Below are 19,739 nucleotides of genomic sequence, written 5' to 3' on the forward strand. Positions count from 1 at the left end.
CGAACGCGGCGGCACCCTGACCCGCCCAGCTGCCAGAGGCCAGCGCCCACGCACCGTTGAGGCCGCCGGTGGCGCCCGCCGCTCCGGTGACCACCTGTCGGCCCGTCACATCGCCCGCACCGAACAGGCCGCGGATCGTCGTCGAGCAATCGGTGTCGGCGAGGGCCAGTCCGGCCGCGCCGCGAATGGTGCCCTCCAGCACCGCTCGCACCGGAACCCGACCCGTGGCATCGATCGCGCCGTGCCTGCTCAGCCAGTGCCGAACGGTGTCGGGCACCTCGCTCAGGGCGGCGAAGACCCGCCTGCCCTCCGCGATGGCGGTGAGTGCCGCCGGATACCGGTCGGGCAGTTCGGCGCCCGACTCGTCGTAGAGGGCCGCGAAATGCACCGACAGCCCGGGCGCGACCGCCGGATGCGGATGTACTCGCGACAGCACCGGCGCCAGCCCGTAGGCGCTGGAGAATTCCATCCCGCACAGTTCGGCGCCTGCCTCGGCCGCCATCAGCAAGCCCTCGCCGGTACTCACGTCGGTGCCCGCGCCGCCGGACAGGAAGGCGCAGCCGCCGGTGGCGACCACGACCGCGCCTGCCCTGATGGTCCACGGCCGAAACTTGTTGTGACGCTGGACCCCCGCGGCGCCGACCACGGTGCCCGCCGGATCGACCAGCAGTTGCAGCGCCGGATGATGATCGAGGATGCGCACGCCCGCCTCCAGCGCGCCGCGTCGAAGGCGGCGCAGGTAGCTCGCGCCGTCGAAGTGCACGTGCGCCGGGTCGCCGTTCGGGTCGGGGACGCGGTGGCGGGTGCCCGACCAGGACTGCAATCGCCGGTGGGTCTCCTCGACGACGCGGTGCAGCCAGGCCCGATCGCCGAGCCCGCCGCCCGCCACGAACGCCTTGTCGACCGCGTCGGCGCGGCCGGGACCGGGCGGGATCGCCCAGAGCACGGTGGTGCCGTACACGGTGGGCCCGCTGGAACCGCAGCGGCTCTTGTCGACCAGCACCACCCGCGCGCCCGTCGCCGCGGCCGAGACGGCGGCCCAGAGCCCGGCGGGGCCACCGCCGAGTACCAAGACATCCGTTTCGATACTGGTCACAAAGAGAAATATTCGGGCACAGTTCACCCGTCCGCAACCATTACGCGGCCGTCAACCCCACCATTGTGTCCAAAGCAATACACCAGCCGTGACCAAGACCGTCACGGCTCCGAACAGTGCCGACATCCCGCGCCGCCGATCCGCGAAGACCTGCGCCACGACCACCACCGCCGCGGCCACGAAATGCCAAGCCAGTGATTCGGCGCCAGGTCCGGGAAAGTCGCGGCGCGAGCCGATCACCGCCGCACCCACGACCACGCACAACAGGACGAGCACCCCACCGGCGACGACGCCGCTGAAGCCGCGCACCAGGTTCACGGGGCGATCACCGGCGTCCCGCTCGCCTTGTCGATGAGCGCTTCGTACTGATCGGGATCGGTGGCACACGCGCCGATCCGGATGGTCTTGTTGCTGCCGTGATAGTCCGACGAGCCGGTGCGAACCAAGCCGAGTTCCCGCGAAAGACCGGTCAGCACAACACGATCGGCGTCGTTGTGATCCGGGTGGTCGATCTCGAGCCCGCCGAGGCCGAGCCCGGCCAGCTCCCTGATCTCGTCGAGCGCCAGCAGTCTGCCCCGTGTGCGCGCCCTGGCATGGGCGATCACGCTGACCCCACCGGCGGCCGCGATCAACTGCACCGCTCTGGTCAGCGGGGTGTCGGCCTTCTCGGCGTAGTACGGCCCGTGCGGGGCGAGGAGATCGATGAACGCGGCGTTCACGCTCTCGACGACCCCGGCCGCGACCAGCGCCTGCGCCAGATGCGGCCTGCCGACGGCAGGACCGGCGCTCGCCATCACCGCGTCGGGATCGATCGGCAGCCCGTCGGCCGCCATCTTGTCGGCCATCGCCCGCACCCTGGCCACGCGTTCGCCGCGCAACCGCTCGCGTTCGGCGGCGAAACCGCGGTCGGTGGGGTCGAACAGATACGCCAGCAGATGCACCGGCACCGGGTAGCCGTCCTCGCCCATGCCCGTACACGACATCTCCATGCCACGCACCAGGGTGAGTCCCGGTGGGCGGGCGGCCTCGGCCTCGGCCCAGCCGCCGGTGGTGTCGTGGTCGGTGATCGCGACGACGTCGAGACCGGCCGCCGCGGCATGACGCACCAGTTCGGCGGGGCTGTCGGTGCCGTCGGAGGCGGTGGAATGGGTATGCAGATCGATGCGCACACCCTCAGTCTTACAGTGCGGTCTCGGGTACCGCGCGTTCGAAGGGTCTCCGCACGGTCGGTGACCGTAGGATCGGCTCGGTGCCCTCCTTTCCGCCGATGCCGTCGTTCCACGGGCCGAATCGCGCGACGAAGACGCCGCGACCACAGGTCCCCGTCCCGACGGCGCGAGCGATCGTCGACTGCGGGGTCTACGTCGACGGCGAGCGGCAGCCGGGACATTTCACCCCACAGCAGGCACTGACGGCGGCGGAGAAGACCGAATCGGGATTCGTCTGGATCGGCCTGCACGACCCGGACGACCGGCAGATGAACGACATCGCCTCGATCTTCGACCTGCATCCGCTGGCGGTGGAGGACGCGGTGCAGGGCCGTCAACGCCCCAAGCTCGAGCGCTACGCCGACACGCTGTTCCTGGTGATGACCACGGTCCGCTACGTCGACCACGAGATCGACTCGACCAGCGAGATCGTGGAGACCGGCGACATCATGGTCTTCACCGGGCCACGCTTCGCCGTCACGGTGCGTCACGGCGAACACACCCACCTGTCCAACGTGCGCCACGAGCTGGAAGACCGTCCCGAACAGCTGAAATACGGACCGACCGCGGTGCTGCACGCCGTCGCCGACCACATTGTGGACACCTACGTCGATGTCACCGAATCCGTCGGCATCGATATCGACGAGATGGAAGAGGCAGTGTTCACGCCCGCCTCGAAGATCGGAATCGGGTCGATCTACCAGCTCAAGCGCGAAGTGGTGGAGCTGCGAAGGGCGGTGGCGCCGCTGGCGGTTCCGCTGGAGCGGCTGGTGAACAACACCGAACTACCGGTGCCCACGGAGATCCGCCGCTATCTGCGCGACGTCGCCGACCACCAGGTCACCGTCTCCGATCACATCAGCTATTTCGACGAAGCGCTCAGCGGATTGGTCAATGCCGCGCTGGCCAAGATCAGCGTTCAGCAGAACACCGACATGCGCAAGATCTCGGCCTACGCCGCGATGGCGGCCGTGCCGACGCTGATCGCGGGCGTGTATGGCATGAACTTCGACCACATGTGGCTCCTGCACCAATGGTGGGGGTATCCCTCGACCTTGGTGCTCATGGCCGTGATCTGCGCGTGGCTGTTCCGCAGCTTCCGCCGCAACGGGTGGCTCTAGAGATTCACCGCGCCACGCTCGGGATCACGCACGTCGATGCCCGCCTCCGCCCAGGCGTCACGCAGTGCCTGGGCGCCGCGGACCCGCACCCAGGCGGCCTCGGTCGCGGTCACCGGGGTGACGCTGAGGTAGCGCACCGGGTCGGCGGGGTCGGGCAGCCCGACCGCGGGAATGTCGCTCTCGCCGAGCACGACCGCGGTGAACTTCGCGTTGCGCCACAGCGGTTCCCCGAGATCGAGGAGCGCGTCGGCTTGCAGCACAACGCCTTCCACCGACGGCGAGGCGACCAGGACACCGAGGGATTTGACCACCCCGACCTGTGGGTCCGCGCTCATCAACAGCGTCAGGATCAGTTCGGCGCGCGGTCCGCGCACCGGGTCGGCCAGCAGATCGGTCGGATCACCCATCGGATGACGCGAACCGCCCACTGTCGCGTAGTGGACCGCGCCGTCGCCCGGAATGCGCAGGATCTCGACGGGTTCGAGCCCGAGGAAGGTGACCGACGCCGAATCGACCTGTGCGCGTTCGACCTCGAAGTGATCCAGCACCGCCGCGCGGACCGTGTTCTCTACATCCATTGCGCTACAGGGCCAATCGGGCCAGCATGTCGCGGGCTTGTTCGGCGGACTTCGGATCACACAGCACGTCGTACCGCCCCGCGACCAACTGCATGGTCGAGGCGAAATCGCGCTGCCCCTTGGTGGCCGCGTACGGGATCGAGGTGGTGATGACGCCGAAGACGATGCCGCCGAGCAGACCGACCACAAGCGGTCCGAGCGCTCCGCCGGTGGTGGTGAACAGGCTCAGCAGCAGACCGAGGAACAGGCCGAGCCACGCGCCCGACACCACGCCGCCGCCGATGACCTTGCCCCACGTGAGCCGATAGAGCACGCGCTCCACCTGCATCAGATCGACACCGACGATGGTCACGTCCTGCACCGGGAACTGCCCGTCGGCCAGGTAGTCGACGGCACGCTGCGCCTCGGCGTAGGTGGGATAGGAGCCGACCGGCCAGCCCGACGGCGGCGTCGGCAACGCCTGCCGCCCGCGATTCGAGTTGCCCAAGGGATTCGTCATAGTCCTATTCTGCTATTCCTCGACCGGCTGTGCCGCAGTGAAACGCGTCATTCCCGCAGCGCGGCCCTTGTCGGCGATGACCTGTGGGATCAGACGTCAGTCCTTGTCATTCCCGCAGCGCGGCCCTTGTCGGCGATAACCTGTGCCATTTTGGCGCTGGCCTCGTCGATCATCTCATCTCCCAACATGACAGCGCCACGCGCGCCGCCTTCCTCGGAGGTATGGAAGGCGTAGGTCTCCAAGATCAACTCGGCGCGGTCGTAGTCGGCCTGACGTGGGCTGAAGATCTCGTTGGCCGGTCCACCTGGCCGGGATGCAGCACCCACTTGCCGTCGAAACCCAGTGCGGCCGTACGGCCCGCGGCCCGGCGGAAACCGTCGACATCGCGAACCTGCAGGTAGGGGCCGTCGATCGCCTGTAGGCCGTGGGCTCGGGCGGCGAGCAGGATCGTCATCAGGATGTGGTGATAGGCGTCGCCGACGTCGTAGCCCTCCGGCTGCTCGCCGACCACCAGCGTGCGCATATTGATGCTGGCCATGAAATCGGCGGGCCCGAACACCAGTGTCTGCACGCGCGGGCTCGCGGTGGCGATCGCGTCGATATTGCGCAGGCCGAGCGCGTTCTCGATCTGCGGTTCGATGCCGATCCGCCCGACCTCGAGGCCGCTGGCCTTCTCCACCTGGGTCAGCAGCAGGTCGAGGGCCTGCACCTGACCCGCGTCGGCGACCTTGGGGAGCAGGATCGCGTCGATCCAACTGCCCGCGCCCTCGACCACGCTGATCACATCGGCGAAGGTCCATTCGGTCGACCAGTCGTTGACCCGCACCACCCGCAACTGCGAACCCCAGCCGGGTTCGTTGAGCGCGGCGACGATGTTCGCCCGCGCGGCGGCCTTGGCGCCGGGGGCGACCGCGTCCTCCAGATCGAGGAACACCTCGTCCACCGGCAGAGTCTTCGCCTTGGCGATCATCTTCGGGTTGCTTCCCGGCACAGCGAGTACCGACCGACGTGGCTTCATGAGGAGCGCCTCCTGGTTCGAGCGGCCGTACCCGACCGATAGCCTGATGGTCATGGCAACCACCAGGGTGTACGTCGCCCGGCTCGCCGGCCTGACGGTGCTGGGTCCGGACGGGGAGTCTATCGGCCGGGTCCGCGACGTGGTCGTCGCCGTCCGGAACGGGCGCCAGCCGCCACATGTCCACGGGCTCGTCGTCGAATTGCTCACCCGGCGAAGAATTTTCGTGCCGATACTGCGGGTGACCGCGATCGAACCCGGCATGGTCACGCTCAATACCGGAACCGTGAGCCTGCGCCGTTTCGCACCGCGAGCAGGCGAACTCCTCGCCATGGCGCAGATCGTCGATTCGCAGGTACGGGTGAACGACCCGGACCTGCCGGATCTGGCCGATGTCGACGTGCTGGTCGCCGATCTGGGCATCGAACAGACCAGGACCAGGGATTGGATCGTCAGCCGGGTCGCGGTGCGCGGCCACCGGCGGATCGGGCGCAGGCGCGCGGTGCACGTCGTGGAGTGGTCACAGGTCGACGGGCTCACCCCCGCCGAGGTGGACCGGCCCGGCCAGGACGTGACCACCCTGCTCACCCAGTTCGAGGGACTGCGCGCGGCCGATGTCGCGCACCGGCTGCGTGAGCTCCCGGAGAAGCGCCGCATCGAGGTCGCGATCGCCCTCGACGACGAACGCCTCGCCGATGTGGTCCAGGAACTGCCCGACGACGACCAGGTCGACTTGCTCAGCCATCTCGAGGTGCGCCGAGCCGCCGACGTGCTCGAGGCGATGGACCCCGACGACGCCGCCGACCTGCTCGGCGAGCTGCCCGAGAGCGAAGCCGAATCACTGCTGGCCCTGATGGACCCCGAGGAATCCGAGCCGGTGCGCCGATTGCTCGCGCACTCCCCCGACACCGCGGGCGGTCTGATGACGCCGAAGCCGATCGTGCTCGGGCCCGCGACGACCGTCGCCGAAGCGCTGGCCCGCGTCCGCGACCCCGACCTCACACCGGCGCTGGCCTCGATGGCGTTCGTCGTGCGACCGCCTACCGCTACGCCGACCGGTCGCTACCTGGGCTGCGTGCACATTCAGCGGTTGCTGCGGGAACCGCCCGCGCACCTGGTGGGCGGCATCCTCGACAGTGATCTGGCGCCGCTGTCACCCGATCTGCCGCTCTCGGCGGTGACCCGTTATTTCGCCACCTACAACCTGGTGTGCGGGCCCGTGGTCGACGCGGAGAACCATCTGCTCGGCGCGGTGACCGTCGACGACGTTCTCGATCATCTGCTGCCAGAGGATTGGCGGGAAGAGGAACCGCCGATGCTCGGCCAGGTCGAGACGAGTCCGGCGAACAGGAGCACGGCGTGAGTGAGAAGAATCCGGCCAGGCAACGACTGGAGACCCCGGTCGGGTCGCGGTTCAGTTTCGACTGGGATTCCGACGCGTTCGCCCGCTCCAGCGAGCGGGTGGCGCGGTTCCTCGGCACCGGGCGCTATCTGGCGATCCAGACGGTGATCGTCATCGTATGGATCCTGCTCAATGTGTTCGCGGTGGCGCTGCGCTGGGATCCGTACCCGTTCATCCTGCTCAATCTGGCCTTCTCCACCCAGGCCGCCTACGCGGCGCCGCTGATCCTGCTGGCGCAGAACCGCCAGGACAACAGGGACAAGGTCTCCCTCGACGAGGACCGGACCAGGGCCGCGCAGACCAAGGCCGACACCGAGTTCCTCGCCCGTGAGCTCGCCTCGCTGCGCCTCGCGGTCGGCGAGGTCGCCACCCGCGACTATCTGCGTCGCGAACTCGAGGAGATCAAAGACGTCCTCGACCGCATCGATGCGGTCACCACGCCCGACGGCGCGCCGAAGACGGACAAAAAGCGGAAAGCGGTCCGCAAGAAAACCTCCGGTCAAACGCCCTCTTCCGCCCCGATTTCGCCAGGCGCTCCAGACGTATGACCGGAAATGCTCAACAACTTCCTGACCGGTAGGTAACCTGGATCACGTTGTTCCGGGCGGGCCGGAGGGGGACTCTGCGGCGCCGCTGCTTTTCGACGAAAAGGGTGTGGCCGTGCGAATCTCTGCTCCGATAACGATGTCGGCCCTTGTAGTCGCAGGTCTCGTCGCCTCTGGATCGGGCGTGCACACCAGCGACCCGAGTACCGCGCCTACCGCGCCGGAGGCACTGTTGGCCGCCAGCGCGAGCACCGCCGATGACACGCCCGAAACCGATCCGTCCGAGATCGTCGGCCTGTTGCCGATCGCGCAGGAGGCGCCGCGCAGGCTGCGGGCCCTCTCGCCGAGCGCCAACAGCGCCGCACCCTTCGCGGGAACCGTCCCGCTGCAAAGCATCTCGCTACCCACCGGCAGCGGCGCACTCGGCATCCCGGAGATCGTGCTGGCCGCCTACCGCAATGCCGAGTTGGCCATGGAAACCGCGCAGCCGGGGTGCGGACTCACCTGGAACCTGCTCGCCGGCATCGGCCGGATCGAATCCGGGCACGCCAGCAGCGGCCGCACCGACCCCGCCGGTACGACGACGACGCCGATCTTCGGGCCCGCGCTCGACGGCACACTGCCGGGCAACGAGGTCATCAAGGAAGCCGACGGCGGTTTCGTGCGAGCCCTCGGTCCCATGCAGTTCCTGCCGAGCACCTGGGCGCACTACGCCGCCGACGGCAACGGCGACGGCGCCGCGGACCCGCACAATGTCTTCGACGCCGCGCTGGCCGCGGGCAAATACCTCTGCTCGGGCGGCCTGAACCTGCGCGAGGCAGCCCAGGAACTGCGAGCGGTGCTGCGCTACAACAACTCCATGTCCTACGCGGCCAATGTGCTGAGCTGGTCGGCGGCGTATCGGACGGGCGGCGCGCCGAGCCAGGTGGCCATCTCGCCGGAGATCATCCCGCCGGGCAGTGCCCCGCTGGTGGCCCCCAATGTGCTGGCCGCCTCGACCAACACACCCACCCCCACGACCACGCCGAAGCCGACCACGCCGAAGGTCACCACACCGACCCAGGTGATGATCACGCTGCCCGGCCTGCCGCCGATCCCGTGTGGCATCTTCTGCCCGGCGCCGGTCGCGCCGCCCGAAACCTGTGTGAGCGAGCCGCTGCCCGCGCAGATGCCGAACCCGCTCGAACCCGAGCAGAAGCCCGCCGACAAGCCCGCCGAGCAGACCTACGGCGCTGCGGCGCCGAAGGACCCGGCCGAGCCGGAGCAGCCGGTCGTCGAGCCCGCCGCGTGCACCCCGGCCGCCGCCGAGCCCACCGAGAAGCCGGCCCCCGCCACGCCGGAGAAGACACCGGAGCCAGGTGTCGCGCCCGCCGAGGAACCGGCGCCCGCCGAGCCCGCGCCGGTGGCGCCGACCCAGCAACCAGGCATCACGCTGCCGTTCGGCATCGTCATCCCGCTGCCGCCCGCCCCCGCACCGGCCCCGTAGAAATCAAACCGAAACTCAGATCACAAGGGAGTAACAAAAAGGTCTCGGGTGCGGTAACCTCTTCTCATCCAACACGGTTGAGGAGGGCACCACACAGTGGGTCGTCATCGGAAACAGCCTGCTACGACAGTTCGACGTAGCTCGCTCATCGCACTGACCGGATTGGTCCCCGCTGGACTGGTAGCCGTTACCGCGGCCACCTCCGAGGCGACCACGGCAACCACCGCAGCTGTCGAGCACGACCTGCTTCCCGGCGCCGAGCCGGAGACGAGGGCCGATCTGGTCGCGTCATCGGAGGCCGACGTCGCCGAGATCACGCATGCGGAGGCTCGCCAGTCGGCCTCTGCCGCGCCGGTCGTGAAAACCGTTGCGTTGTCGGACGATCGCGCCGCCTCGGATATGCCCGCGGGTCCGCTCGGCATTCCGGGCATCGCCGTCGCCGCCTATCAGACCGCCGAACAGCAACTGGCCGTGGAAGATCCGCACTGCGGGATGTCCTGGTCGCTGCTGGCGGGCATCGGCCGCGTCGAATCCACCCATGCCTACGGCAAGGCCGACGCACAGGGCAATCCGATCAAGGCGGTCTACGGACCCGTCCTCGACGGCAGTCTCTCCGGCAACAACGTCATCCACGACACCGACGGCGGCGACCTCGACGGCCTCGCCGGTTACGACCGCGCCATCGGCCCGATGCAGTTCCTGCCCGAAACCTGGCACCGCTACGCCGCCGACGGCAACGCCGACGGCATCGCCGATCCCCAGAACCTCTTCGACGCCGCCCTCACCGCGGGCCGCTACCTCTGCGACGGCGGCCTGAACATGCGCGACCTCTCCCAGCAGTCCAAGGCGATCCTGCGCTACAACAACTCGATGGCCTACGTCGCCAACGTGATGGCCTGGTCGGGTTCGTACTCCAGCGGCCTGGCCCCCAAGCCCCAGGACCTCCCCAGGATCCACTAGCCCCGTCCGTCGAAGTCCACTTCTCGGTCCGGCTCGCCCGATAAGGCGTGGTTGCACTGAGCAGTTCACCTATGTGAAAGTGCTCCGACACACGCGACTTCCGAGTCGCCGCTGCGATGGGGGTCCAGATGTCGGAAACTTTCAAGGTCGAGCCGGACGCGGTGGACACGTTCGCGGCAAGTTTGCGCACGCTCGCCGAAGCCAATGCGAATGTCGTCGCCTATCTGGAGAAGTGGCTGGTTCTCGACAACACCGTCTGGGGCGATGGTGGGTTGATCCGTATCGGGCTCAGTGCCGTCAGCGAGGCACACGCCCAACTCACGCCGAACTACGCCACGCTCGGCACGCTCTGCGAGAATGCGGCAGCCGAACTGACCAACGTCGCACAGGTGTACCGCACCACCGACAAAGCGAATGCCGAGGCGTTGGACCGCACCTATCCCGCAGGCGGTCGGTGATGTCAAAGGCTCCGTCCGAGTACCTGGCCGAACCGTCGCTGGAGGATCCGCTCAGCGACCAGTTCGAGTTCCTCATCACCTCCAATGCGGTCTCGCCGTCCTACTGGGTGTGCAAGTGGTGCGAGAACGTCATCGGCACCGACCCGCTGAAATGGGTAACCTCCAAGATCTCCGGTGATTGGGAGGCCCTGCAAAAAGCGGGCAAGGCCGTGGAGAACCTCGCTGCCTATAGCTCGACGTTCTCCGACTCAGTCAAGTCCGCTGCGACAACGGTCGACGCGACCTGGGACGGCAACGCCGCGACGAGCGCCCAGGCCTACTTCACTGAGCTCTCCTCCGCTGTCTCCGCCCAGGTGGGGCCTTTGCAGGAGATGGCTGACGAGATCAACCGCTTCGCATCTTCCGCGTACCACCTCTCCACAGCGATGAGCAATTCTTTGCAGGCCCTGCTGGACTGGGGGGCCATCGCGTTGATCCAGTTGGCAGCAGCCGAAGTGGCCGGGCTCACCGGCGTCGGACTCGTCGCTACGGCGGCACTTGTCGCTGCAGCCACCCTGACCACGCTCAAGGTCATCAAGGCGTGGAACGACTTGGTCCAAACCTTCAACACCGGCTACGCGGCTCTCGAGGGGATCGCTGGTGTCGGGTTCGGCGTCGTCGCGGTGATCGAGTCGGCTGACATGCCTGCCCTGCCCGATGCCGGCTACGACCATCCGGGAGCCTGAGTGAGTACGCCTGAGCCAATTCACGATTTGGCCCGCGGAGACATCGCCGTCTCACGGCAACTTTCCCGAGCGCTGCGAGTCCTGATGGATACCGCCACGGATCCGCAGTTGAAGAATCAACTCCGTGGGATCCTCGCAGGGACGGGCAGCGCGCGCGATCTGATGCACAGTGAAGGGTTCAACCGGGTTCTCGATCGGACCATGCCCGACGCGATGCGGCACTTCGCCGAGATGTCGGACGAGGAACGGCAGCGACTGGCCGAGCAGGGCGAAGCCGATTTGGCGCGCCTTCGGGTCGAACCTCTCGCCGACGAGCCGCAGCCACCGCCCACCCCATCGACGTCCACGCCGTCTGCACCCGCCGACAACGTGGTGCCCGGGACCCGCAAGCCCAACCGCGAGCGGATCGTCACACCGGATGAGGACGACGAGGACGACGCGTATTTCCGCGAACGGCAACAGCGGGGTTGGCTGCGATGACTCGTCAACAGGTCGTCTTCGATACCGAGTACAACCCGGACTGGATGCCGATCTTGTCGGCGACGCCGATGGAGTTGGTCCTCGCCGAGCCCATGCCCGAGTTCTGCAGCGAGCACGGCCTATCCGCCGTGGGCAGCCGTGCGTGCACGGTGAATTCCAGCGGCCCGCTGTCGGAGCTACCGACGCTACGGAGCTTTCTGCGGTCCATGCCGCCCCGACGGCAGATTCCGGCAGAGGCGCGCGTCAGGTTCCAGTGTCCGGCCTGCGAATACTGTCTCGCCGAGATCCGGCGAGACAGGTGGATCGCGGTGCTGTCGCTGCTGTTTGTGCCACTGACGATCGCGGCGATTTTCATCGCCAAGCAGCTCGAGCTGGAGCAGTTCTATCTCCCTTTGGCTCTCGCGGTGGTGCCCGGGTGCCTGCCGATCGCGTTGGTGGCGGCGATGCTCGCGTGGAGTCGATCCGGGTATTTCTCGGATGTGTGGATGAATGTGGCCGCCGACCAGTTGATCGTTTCCGCGCACCCGGATTTCGTGGCGGCGGTCGAGCGGAACCGGGCCGATACCCGCTGAAGGATCGGGTCCGTCTGGAATCCCCGGAAGGCTCGCTACCGCTGGGGGGATAACATCGGGCGTATGTCAGTGATTACGGAAGCGGATGTGCGGGCGGCGCTCGCGAAGGTCGACGATCCGGAGATCCGCAAACCGATCACCGAGTTGGGCATGGTCAAGTCCATCGCCATCGCCGACAGCGGTGACGTGCACATCGAGATCTATCTGACCACCTCCGGATGCCCGTTGCGGACCGAGATCATTCAGCGGGTCACCAAGGCCGTCGCCGACGTCAACGGGGCCGGCGCGGTGACGGTCGACCTCGATGTGATGAGCGATGAGCAGCGCACCGAGCTGCGCAAGTCGCTGCGTGGAGATTCGGCCGAACCGGTCATCCCGTTCGCCCAGCCCGGTTCGCTGACCCGTGTGTACGCGGTGGCCTCCGGTAAGGGTGGCGTCGGCAAGTCCAGCGTCACGGCCAACCTGGCCGTGGCACTGGCGCAGCGTGGGCTGTCGGTCGGTGTGCTCGATGCCGATATCTACGGCCACTCCATCCCGCGCATGCTCGGCACCGACGCCCGCCCGACCCAGGTCGAGCGGATGATCATGCCGCCCGTCGCGCACGACGTGAAGATGATCTCGATCGCGCAGTTCACCGAGGGCAATACTCCCGTGGTGTGGCGCGGCCCGATGCTGCACCGCGCGCTGCAGCAGTTCCTCGCCGACGTGTTCTGGGGCGATCTGGACGTGCTGCTGCTCGACCTGCCGCCCGGCACCGGCGACGTCGCGATCTCCCTCGCCCAGCTCATCCCGAGCGCCGAGATCCTGGTCGTCACCACACCGCAGATCGCCGCCGCCGAGGTGGCCGAGCGCGCGGGTGCGATCGCCCTGCAGACCCGCCAGCGCATCGCCGGGGTCGTGGAGAACATGTCCTGGCTCGACCTGCCGGATGGTTCGCGCATGGAGCTCTACGGCTCCGGCGGTGGCCAGGTCGTGGCCGACCGCCTCACCCGCGCCGTCGGCTCGAATGTGCCGCTGCTCGGCCAGATCCCGATCGAGCAGGCCCTGCGCGAAGGCGGCGACGACGGCAACCCGATCGTGCTCTCCGACCCGGAGAACCCCGCCGCCGTCGCCCTGCTCGACATCGCCGACAAACTCGCCGTCCGCAAGCGTGGCCTGGCAGGCATGTCACTGGGAATCGACACAACTCGTCATCTCTGATTCGGGACTTGTCAGTGGCGTTGCCTAGGCTGTTTCCATGCTGACGCTGCTTCTGTACGTGCTCATCGTCGGGTTGGTTGCGGCGATGTTGTTCCTTGTCGCCAGTGCGGTGTTCGGGCGGTCCGAGGAACTCGGGCCGTTGCCTGACGGGACCACAGCTACTGTGCTGCCCGCTGACGGGGTCACGGGGGCCGATGTGCGGGCGTTGCGGTTCCAGCAGGTGGTGCGCGGGTACAAGGCCGGTGAGGTCGACTGGGCGCTGGGCAGGCTGGCCGATCGGATCGACGAACTCGAGTTCGAGTTGGCCCAGGTTCGGCAGTGGCAGGCGCAGGTGGCGGCAGGCCAGGATCGCGGGTGAGCGAGCTCGCCGACGACGGCCTCGTTCGCTGCGACTGGTCGACCGGCTCGCAGCTGTACCGCGACTATCACGACACCGAGTGGGGGCAACCCCTGCACGGCGACGACGCGATGTTCGAACGGCTCTGCCTCGAGGCCTTCCAGTCGGGGCTGGCATGGATCACCGTCCTGCGAAAGCGCCCCGCGTTCCGCACCGCGTTCGCCGGTTTCGAGATCGCGAAGGTCGCCGAATTCGATGATCAGGACCGCGCGCGGCTGCTCGCCGACGCCGGCATCGTGCGCAACCGCGCCAAGATCGACGCGGTGATCAACAACGCCCGGGTTGCTCGCGACCTGCCGACGAGTCTCGACGAGCTGGTGTGGTCGTTCGCACCCGCGCCACGCCCACGGCCGACCTCGATCGCGAATGTGCCCGCGACCACACCTGAATCCATTGCTCTGGCAAAGGAATTGAAGCGTCGCGGGTTCGCTTTCGTCGGCCCTACGACGGCGTATGCCCTCATGCAGGCAACCGGCATGGTGGACGATCACCTGGACGTTTGCTGGGTGGGCGCGGTACCGAACGGAACCGACTCAGCAGTCACATTTCGTACTCAGGTGTCCGCCCGCGACGGCAATAGGGAAGAATAGGACCGGTGTGGCCCGCCGAACACCCGGCGAGCCCGCTGGTTGGCGACAACCGGCAGACGAGAAAACAGTGCGCAGAACCACCGCGCAGATCTGGAGGGAGCAGAGGATGGCGGCCATGAAGCCCCGTACCGGGGACGGTCCCCTCGAAGCAACCAAGGAAGGTCGTGGAATCGTCATGCGGGTTCCACTCGAGGGTGGCGGGCGTCTGGTCGTCGAACTCACACCGGACGAGGCTGCGGCGCTCGGTGACGAATTGAAGAGCGTCACCAGCTGAATGCGCTGACCGAGGTCGCCGCACTTCTGGCCTGCCCGGAGTGCGGCGATGCACTGCAACCGCACGATCGTGCGCTGCGATGCGGCATCGGCCACAGCTTCGACATCGCCCGTCAGGGCTATGTCGGGCTGCTGACCGGCGCATCGACGAAAATGACCGGCGATACCGCCGACATGCTCGACGCCCGCGCCGCCTTTCAAGGTGCGGGCCATTTCGCCCCGATCGCCGCGGCGATCGCTCGTGCCCTCGACACCGACGGCACGGTGCTCGAGATCGGCGCGGGTACGGGCTACTACCTCGCCGAGGTGCTCGACGCGCACCAAGGCACCCTCGGCATCGCCTTGGACGTGGCCAAGCCCGCCGCCCGCCGAGCCGCCCGCGGGCATCCCCACATGGGCTCCGTACTGGCCGACGCCTGGCGCGGCCTCCCGGTGCGCGACGCCGCCGTCTCCGGCGTGCTCTCGGTGTTCGCCCCACGCAACCCCGCCGAAGTCGCCCGTGTGCTCACCCCGGGTGGACGCTTCGTCGTCGTCACGCCGACGCCTCGTCATCTGGGCGAGCTGATCGGCCCCCTCGGCATGGTCAGTGTCGACCCCGACAAGGACCGCCGCCTGGCCGACTCGCTGTCAGGCGCCTTCACCCGCGTCGAGCACACCCTCGTCGAGTTTCCGATGAAGCTGTCGCGCCTCGACGTCACCAACGTCGTCGCGATGGGCCCGTCGGCTTTCCACGGCACCCCCGCCGACGATCCACGCATCGCCGCCCTACCCGACATCACCGAAGTGACGGCCTCGGTAACCGTGTCGACCTATCTACCTCGCGGCTGACCGCACACGTCGCACCGCGGCCCGCGCTCCCCCACCGAGCGCCCTGCGGCTCAACCGGGCCCTAGCGCAACACACTCCGGTACACCTCGAGCGTGCGCTCGGCGATCCGTGCCCAGTCGAACTCCGCGATCGCCCGCGCCCGCCCGGCCTCGCCGTAGCGCACAGCGAGCGCCCGATCTCCCGCGACATCGTTCACGGCGGCAGCGAGCCCCTGCTCGTACTCCTCCGTCGCCTCCGGGTCGTAGTGCACCAATCGACCGGTGCCCCCGTCGACGACCACTTCCGGAATCCCACCCACATCGGAAGCGACGACGGCGGTCGCGCACGCCATCGCCTCCAGGTTCACGATGCCGAGCGGTTCGTAGACCGACGGGCACACGAATACCGAGGAGGCGGACAGGATCTGGCGGACCTGCCCGGCGGGGAGCATCTCCTTCACCCAGAAGACGTTGCCGCGCCGACGCTGCAATCCGTCGACCGCGGCCGCGACCTCTACCTCGAGCTCCTTGGTATCGGCCGCGCCCGCGCACAGCACCAACTGGATATCGGGGTCGAACGAGGCGGCCGCGGCGAGCAGATGCCCGACACCCTTCTGCCGGGTGATCCGTCCGACGAACGACACGATCGGCAGGTCAGTGCGCACCCCGAGCCGCTCCAGCACCGGCGTCTCGCCACCGCCGGGCGGACCGGGATACCACACGCCCGCGTCGATGCCGTTGTGCACCACATGAACTCGATCAGGATCGATCGCGGGGTAGGCGTCGAGGACGTCGTGGCGCATGCCTTCGCTCACCGCGATCACCGCATCGGCGTGCTCCATCGCATTGCGTTCCGACCACGACGAGAGGCGATATCCGCCACCGAGCTGTTCGGCCTTCCACGGCCTGCGCGGTTCCAGCGAATGCGCCGTGAGCACATGTGGAATCCCGTGCAGCATGGCGGCGAGGTGACCGGCCAACCCCGCGTACCAGGTGTGCGAGTGCACCACGTCCACGCCGCCCGCCGCGTCGGCCATGCGCAACTGCGCCGACATCATCTGCAACGCGGCATTGGCGGCGTACAGCTCGGGGTCGGGACGGTGCACCACGGCACCGCCGCGCGGCGCGCCCATGCAGTGCACGGTGACATCACAGAGATCACGCAATCGGACCGTGAGTTCGGTGACATGAACGCCCGCACCGCCATACACCTCGGGGGGATACTCCCGGGTCAGCATGGCGACTCGCAGCGGTTGCGCTGGAATCTGCTCGCTGTCGGTGCCATCACTCACTGGGTCCAAATTAGACCCTCGGGTCGACATGGGCCACCGTAACCCCGCTGGCCCTGTACTTTGAGCAGGGTGAGGAGCCAGCCGCACGTACTCGGGATCGTGCTCGCCGGTGGCGAGGGCAAACGACTGTTTCCGCTCACCGCCGACCGTGCCAAGCCCGCGGTCCCCTTCGGCGGCGCGTACCGGCTGATCGACTTCGTGTTGAGCAACCTCGTGAACGCGGGATACCTGCGTCTGTGCGTGCTCACCCAGTACAAATCGCATTCGCTCGATCGCCATATCTCGCAGACCTGGCGGCTGTCCGGATTCACCGGTGAATACATCACCCCCGTGCCCGCCCAGCAGCGTCTCGGGCCGCGCTGGTACACCGGCAGCGCCGACGCGATCATGCAGTCGCTCAACCTGATCTACGACGAGGACCCCGACTACATCGTGGTGTTCGGCGCCGACCACGTGTACCGGATGGACCCGGAACAGATGGTGGCCAGCCATATCGCGTCGGGCGCGGGCGTCACCGTCGCCGGCATCCGGGTGCCGAGGGCCGAGGCGAGCGCGTTCGGCTGCATCGACACCGACGAGTCCGGCAAGATCACCCAGTTCCTGGAGAAGCCCGCGCATCCGCCGGGCACCCCCGACGACCCGAACGTGACGTTCGCGTCGATGGGCAACTACGTGTTCACCACCCGCGTACTGGTCGACGCCATCCGCGCCGACGCCGAGAACTCCGATTCCGACCACGATATGGGCGGTGACATCATCCCGACGCTGGTCGCCGCGGGCCAGGCCGCCGTCTACGACTTCGCCGACAACGACGTCCCCGGCGCCACCCAACGCGACCGCGGCTACTGGCGCGACGTGGGCACCATCGACGCCTTCTACGAGGCGCACATGGACCTGGTCTCGGTGCACCCCGTGTTCAACCTGTACAACAAGCACTGGCCGATCCGCGGCGCCGCCGAGAACCTGCCGCCCGCGAAATTCGCCCAGGGCGGGCTCGCCCAGGAGTCGATCGTCGGGGCGGGCTCGATCCTGTCGGCGGCCACGGTCCGCAATTCGGTGCTGAGCTCGAACGTGGTGATCGAGGACGGCGCCACGGTGGAGGGCAGCGTGTTGATGCCCGGTGTGCGGATCGGGCGTGGCGCGGTGGTGCGCCACGCGATCCTGGACAAGAACGTGGTGGTCGGCGAGGGCGAGATCATCGGCCTCGATCTCGATCGCGACCGGGAGCGTTTCGCCGTCAGCAACGGCGGTGTGGTCACCGTCGGCAAGGGCATCTGGGTCGGCTGAATTTTTTGCGGCTGGTGCCGCGATCAGCACCTCGACGCGCAGAGCAACCCGTCACCGATCGGGATCAGAACGCTGGTGAGCTCGGGGTTTTCCGCGATCGCACGAGTCGCCGCACGCACCGCCTGCGTGGCCGGGTCACGCTGGTCCGGATCGGGAACGCGCCCGCCGAGCAGCGCGTTGTTGAGGATGAACGCGCCGCCTTCGCGCAGCAACCGCACACCCTGTTCGACGTAATTGGGGTGTTCCATCGGTGCCGCGTCGATGAAGACCAGGTCGTAGGAGCCGTCGGCCAGGCGGGGTAGCACGTCCAGCGCGCGCCCGTTGATCAGTCGCGTGCGCGACGGCGTGATCTCGGCGGTCCGGAACGCCTCCTTGGCCGCGCGCTGATGCTCGGGTTCGGAGTCGATCGTCGTCAACGTCCCGTCCTCACGCATCCCGTCGAGCAGCCACAGCCCACTGACGCCCGCCCCGGTGCCCACCTCGACGACCGAGCGCGCGCCGAGCATCTGCGCGTACATGCTCAGCAGCGCACCGACCGCCGCGGGCACCGGCGCGGCACCCAATTCGGTGGCCCGCTCGCGCGCTTCGAGAAGAACCTCGTCTTCGACGACGGACTCCTCCACATAGGCCAGGTTCCGCTCCACGTTCGATGCCACAGCTATGAGGCTAGGCCACCGAGGGGGTATGTGTATTCAGCAAAGGGACGGATCCGACACTGTGTCGCACAGATCCCGAACAATTGCCGAAAGTTTGCGGATCGGTCACAACAGCCCCCGAACTGCTGGTTCTCCGTTGGCGACTGGACTAGGGTCGAGTTCGACCAGAATTCTCAGGTCACACTCAGGATCTCCACACCTGACCCATATCAGGGCAGGGAATAGTTGCCCTACGCAAGGCCAGCCGATCGCGGCGGGCACGAGACTCGGGAACAACCGCACACAGTTGCTGGTTGATTGTCGGTAAGCAAGGTTCGCTGACCCGGACCAGCCAGGTTTTGTGCCAGCGGTCCCGAGTAGGAGGTGTCCCATCACGATGGTAGACACGGCGCGTCAAGACGCCACCGACCAGACTCTGCCCGCCGATCTCATCGCGGCAGAAGCCGACGAACTCGAGGCCGAACTCACCGGCACCGCCGCTTTCGACGCGACCGGCGATCGCGCCGCCATGCCTTCCTGGGACGAACTGGTCCGCGAGCACGCCGACCGGGTCTATCGCCTGGCCTACCGCCTCTCCGGTGATGCCCAGGACGCCGATGACCTCACCCAGGACACCTTCATCCGGGTGTTCCGCTCGCTGCAGAACTACCAGCCCGGCACGTTCGAGGGCTGGCTGCACCGCATCACCACCAACCTGTTCCTCGACATGGTCCGTCGTCGCAACCGCATCCGCATGGAAGCGCTGCCCGAGGACTACGACCGGGTGCCCGCCGAAGGCCCGACCCCGGAGGACGCCTACCACGACTCCCGCCTCGACCCCGACCTGCAGAAAGCACTCGATTCGCTGGCGCCGGAGTTTCGCGCCGCGGTCGTGCTGTGTGACATCGAGGGTCTGTCCTACGAGGAGATCGGCGCGACGCTGGGTGTGAAACTGGGCACCGTGCGAAGCCGGATCCATCGCGGGCGTCAGGCATTGCGCGAGTACCTTGCGCATAATGGAAGTGAGCAGCGGTACTCCGCTGAAGCCCCATCGTTGTGACGGGAGTTCGACGTCACCGGGGGCTCTCGGTTGACGTCGGTCGGAAGGAAGAAT

At 67.7% G+C, this 19,739-nt stretch carries 24 protein-coding genes and 1 pseudogene; 16 read left to right on the forward strand and 9 right to left on the reverse strand.

What is annotated here, in order from left to right; genetic code table 11:
* The 3 genes from NS1_RS32020 to NS1_RS32030 form a co-directional block, all read right to left on the reverse strand.
* Positions 1-1,096, reverse strand: a 1,096-nt coding sequence (locus NS1_RS32020; protein WP_062990569.1) for an FAD-dependent oxidoreductase, incomplete at its 3' end; no start/stop codon positions are given.
* A 51-nt stretch (positions 1,097-1,147) separates the two neighbouring features.
* Complete coding sequence (locus tag NS1_RS32025; protein ID WP_062990571.1) at positions 1,148-1,414, reverse strand: hypothetical protein; 267 nt, start codon at positions 1,412-1,414, stop codon at positions 1,148-1,150.
* The gene (locus NS1_RS32030) at positions 1,411-2,265 is read right to left on the reverse strand and encodes a PHP domain-containing protein (protein WP_062990573.1); all 855 of its coding nucleotides are present in this window, start codon (positions 2,263-2,265) and stop codon (positions 1,411-1,413) included. Before NS1_RS32030 ends, NS1_RS32025 begins: the two co-directional genes overlap by 4 nt.
* Before the next feature lie 71 nt (positions 2,266-2,336).
* On the opposite strand from NS1_RS32030, the gene NS1_RS32035 reads away from it, so the two are divergent.
* Positions 2,337-3,425: a magnesium and cobalt transport protein CorA gene (locus NS1_RS32035; protein ID WP_373864379.1), complete on the forward strand. Its 1,089-nt coding sequence runs from the start codon at positions 2,337-2,339 to the stop codon at positions 3,423-3,425.
* Here NS1_RS32035 and NS1_RS32040 read toward each other — a convergent pair.
* From NS1_RS32040 to NS1_RS32050, 3 genes and pseudogenes are all read right to left on the reverse strand, one after another.
* Positions 3,422-4,003: a suppressor of fused domain protein gene (locus NS1_RS32040; protein ID WP_062990577.1), complete on the reverse strand. Its 582-nt coding sequence runs from the start codon at positions 4,001-4,003 to the stop codon at positions 3,422-3,424. The two genes, NS1_RS32035 and NS1_RS32040, sit on opposite strands and share 4 nt — an antisense overlap.
* 4 nt (positions 4,004-4,007) lie before the next feature.
* Entirely contained in the window at positions 4,008-4,502 is a 495-nt protein-coding gene (locus tag NS1_RS32045) for a YflT domain-containing protein (RefSeq protein WP_056813349.1), read from the reverse strand.
* Positions 4,503-4,591: 89 nt separating this feature from the next.
* Positions 4,592-5,520, reverse strand: a pseudogene (locus tag NS1_RS32050) (HpcH/HpaI aldolase/citrate lyase family protein).
* Positions 5,521-5,572: 52 nt separating this feature from the next.
* On the opposite strand from NS1_RS32050, the gene NS1_RS32055 reads away from it, so the two are divergent.
* The 7 genes from NS1_RS32055 (at position 5,573) to NS1_RS32085 (ending at position 11,573) form a co-directional block, all read left to right on the forward strand.
* Positions 5,573-6,880: a magnesium transporter MgtE N-terminal domain-containing protein gene (locus NS1_RS32055; protein WP_084504696.1), complete on the forward strand. Its 1,308-nt coding sequence runs from the start codon at positions 5,573-5,575 to the stop codon at positions 6,878-6,880.
* Positions 6,877-7,467, forward strand: coding sequence for a DUF1003 domain-containing protein (locus NS1_RS32060; protein ID WP_056813355.1), 591 nt, complete (start codon positions 6,877-6,879; stop codon positions 7,465-7,467). The genes NS1_RS32055 and NS1_RS32060 overlap by 4 nt, the downstream gene beginning before the upstream one ends.
* A 181-nt stretch (positions 7,468-7,648) precedes the next feature.
* A complete protein-coding gene (locus NS1_RS32065) occupies positions 7,649-8,950 on the forward strand; it encodes a lytic transglycosylase domain-containing protein (RefSeq protein WP_084504691.1) in 1,302 nt (433 codons plus the stop codon).
* 96 nt (positions 8,951-9,046) lie between these two features.
* A complete protein-coding gene (locus NS1_RS32070) occupies positions 9,047-9,910 on the forward strand; it encodes a lytic transglycosylase domain-containing protein (protein WP_062990579.1) in 864 nt (287 codons plus the stop codon).
* A gap of 128 nt (positions 9,911-10,038) precedes the next feature.
* Complete coding sequence (locus NS1_RS32075) at positions 10,039-10,368, forward strand: type VII secretion target (RefSeq protein ID WP_169812862.1); 330 nt, start codon at positions 10,039-10,041, stop codon at positions 10,366-10,368.
* Entirely contained in the window at positions 10,368-11,093 is a 726-nt protein-coding gene (locus NS1_RS32080) for a WXG100 family type VII secretion target (RefSeq protein ID WP_062990583.1), read from the forward strand. The genes NS1_RS32075 and NS1_RS32080 overlap by 1 nt, the downstream gene beginning before the upstream one ends.
* Positions 11,094-11,177: 84 nt before the next feature.
* Positions 11,178-11,573 carry a hypothetical protein gene (locus NS1_RS32085; RefSeq protein WP_062990585.1) on the forward strand — a complete coding sequence of 132 codons (396 nt, stop codon included), beginning with the start codon at positions 11,178-11,180 and terminating at the stop codon, positions 11,571-11,573.
* Between the two features lie 4 nt (positions 11,574-11,577).
* Here NS1_RS32085 and NS1_RS40465 read toward each other — a convergent pair whose 3' ends face one another.
* The gene (locus tag NS1_RS40465; RefSeq protein WP_157125504.1) at positions 11,578-11,781 is read right to left on the reverse strand and encodes a hypothetical protein; all 204 of its coding nucleotides are present in this window, start codon (positions 11,779-11,781) and stop codon (positions 11,578-11,580) included.
* Between the two features lie 100 nt (positions 11,782-11,881).
* Between NS1_RS40465 and NS1_RS40470 the strand changes: the two genes are divergently transcribed.
* The 6 genes from NS1_RS40470 (at position 11,882) to NS1_RS32110 (ending at position 15,433) form a co-directional block, all read left to right on the forward strand.
* Positions 11,882-12,145, forward strand: a complete 264-nt coding sequence (locus tag NS1_RS40470) for a hypothetical protein (RefSeq protein WP_157125505.1) — start codon at positions 11,882-11,884, stop codon at positions 12,143-12,145.
* A 63-nt stretch (positions 12,146-12,208) separates the two neighbouring features.
* Positions 12,209-13,345, forward strand: coding sequence for an Mrp/NBP35 family ATP-binding protein (locus NS1_RS32095; RefSeq protein WP_056813362.1), 1,137 nt, complete (start codon positions 12,209-12,211; stop codon positions 13,343-13,345).
* Between the two features lie 37 nt (positions 13,346-13,382).
* Entirely contained in the window at positions 13,383-13,703 is a 321-nt protein-coding gene (locus NS1_RS32100; RefSeq protein ID WP_056813364.1) for a DivIVA domain-containing protein, read from the forward strand.
* A complete protein-coding gene (locus NS1_RS32105) occupies positions 13,700-14,332 on the forward strand; it encodes a DNA-3-methyladenine glycosylase I (protein ID WP_062990589.1) in 633 nt (210 codons plus the stop codon). The genes NS1_RS32100 and NS1_RS32105 overlap by 4 nt, the downstream gene beginning before the upstream one ends.
* A 106-nt stretch (positions 14,333-14,438) precedes the next feature.
* Complete coding sequence (locus NS1_RS39540) at positions 14,439-14,606, forward strand: DUF3117 domain-containing protein (RefSeq protein ID WP_011211259.1); 168 nt, start codon at positions 14,439-14,441, stop codon at positions 14,604-14,606.
* Positions 14,603-15,433 (forward strand): putative RNA methyltransferase, encoded by an 831-nt coding sequence (locus NS1_RS32110; RefSeq protein ID WP_174562704.1) that lies wholly within the window; start codon positions 14,603-14,605, stop codon positions 15,431-15,433. The genes NS1_RS39540 and NS1_RS32110 overlap by 4 nt, the downstream gene beginning before the upstream one ends.
* Before the next feature lie 61 nt (positions 15,434-15,494).
* On the opposite strand, the gene glgA is transcribed toward NS1_RS32110, so the two are convergent.
* Positions 15,495-16,661, reverse strand: coding sequence for a glycogen synthase (gene glgA / locus NS1_RS32115; RefSeq protein WP_062990669.1), 1,167 nt, complete (start codon positions 16,659-16,661; stop codon positions 15,495-15,497).
* A gap of 111 nt (positions 16,662-16,772) precedes the next feature.
* Between glgA and glgC the strand changes: the two genes are divergently transcribed.
* Complete coding sequence (gene glgC / locus NS1_RS32120) at positions 16,773-17,990, forward strand: glucose-1-phosphate adenylyltransferase (RefSeq protein WP_056813378.1); 1,218 nt, start codon at positions 16,773-16,775, stop codon at positions 17,988-17,990.
* 23 nt (positions 17,991-18,013) lie between these two features.
* On the opposite strand, the gene NS1_RS32125 is transcribed toward glgC, so the two are convergent.
* Positions 18,014-18,646 carry an O-methyltransferase gene (locus tag NS1_RS32125; protein ID WP_056813381.1) on the reverse strand — a complete coding sequence of 211 codons (633 nt, stop codon included), beginning with the start codon at positions 18,644-18,646 and terminating at the stop codon, positions 18,014-18,016.
* Positions 18,647-19,022: 376 nt separating this feature from the next.
* On the opposite strand from NS1_RS32125, the gene sigE reads away from it, so the two are divergent.
* Positions 19,023-19,685 carry an RNA polymerase sigma factor SigE gene (gene sigE / locus NS1_RS32130; protein WP_062990593.1) on the forward strand — a complete coding sequence of 221 codons (663 nt, stop codon included), beginning with the start codon at positions 19,023-19,025 and terminating at the stop codon, positions 19,683-19,685.
* Positions 19,686-19,739 lie beyond the last annotated feature (54 nt).

Source organism: Nocardia salmonicida NBRC 13393 (genome assembly GCF_001613085.1).
Classification (GTDB): Bacteria; Actinomycetota; Actinomycetes; order Mycobacteriales; family Mycobacteriaceae; genus Nocardia; species Nocardia salmonicida.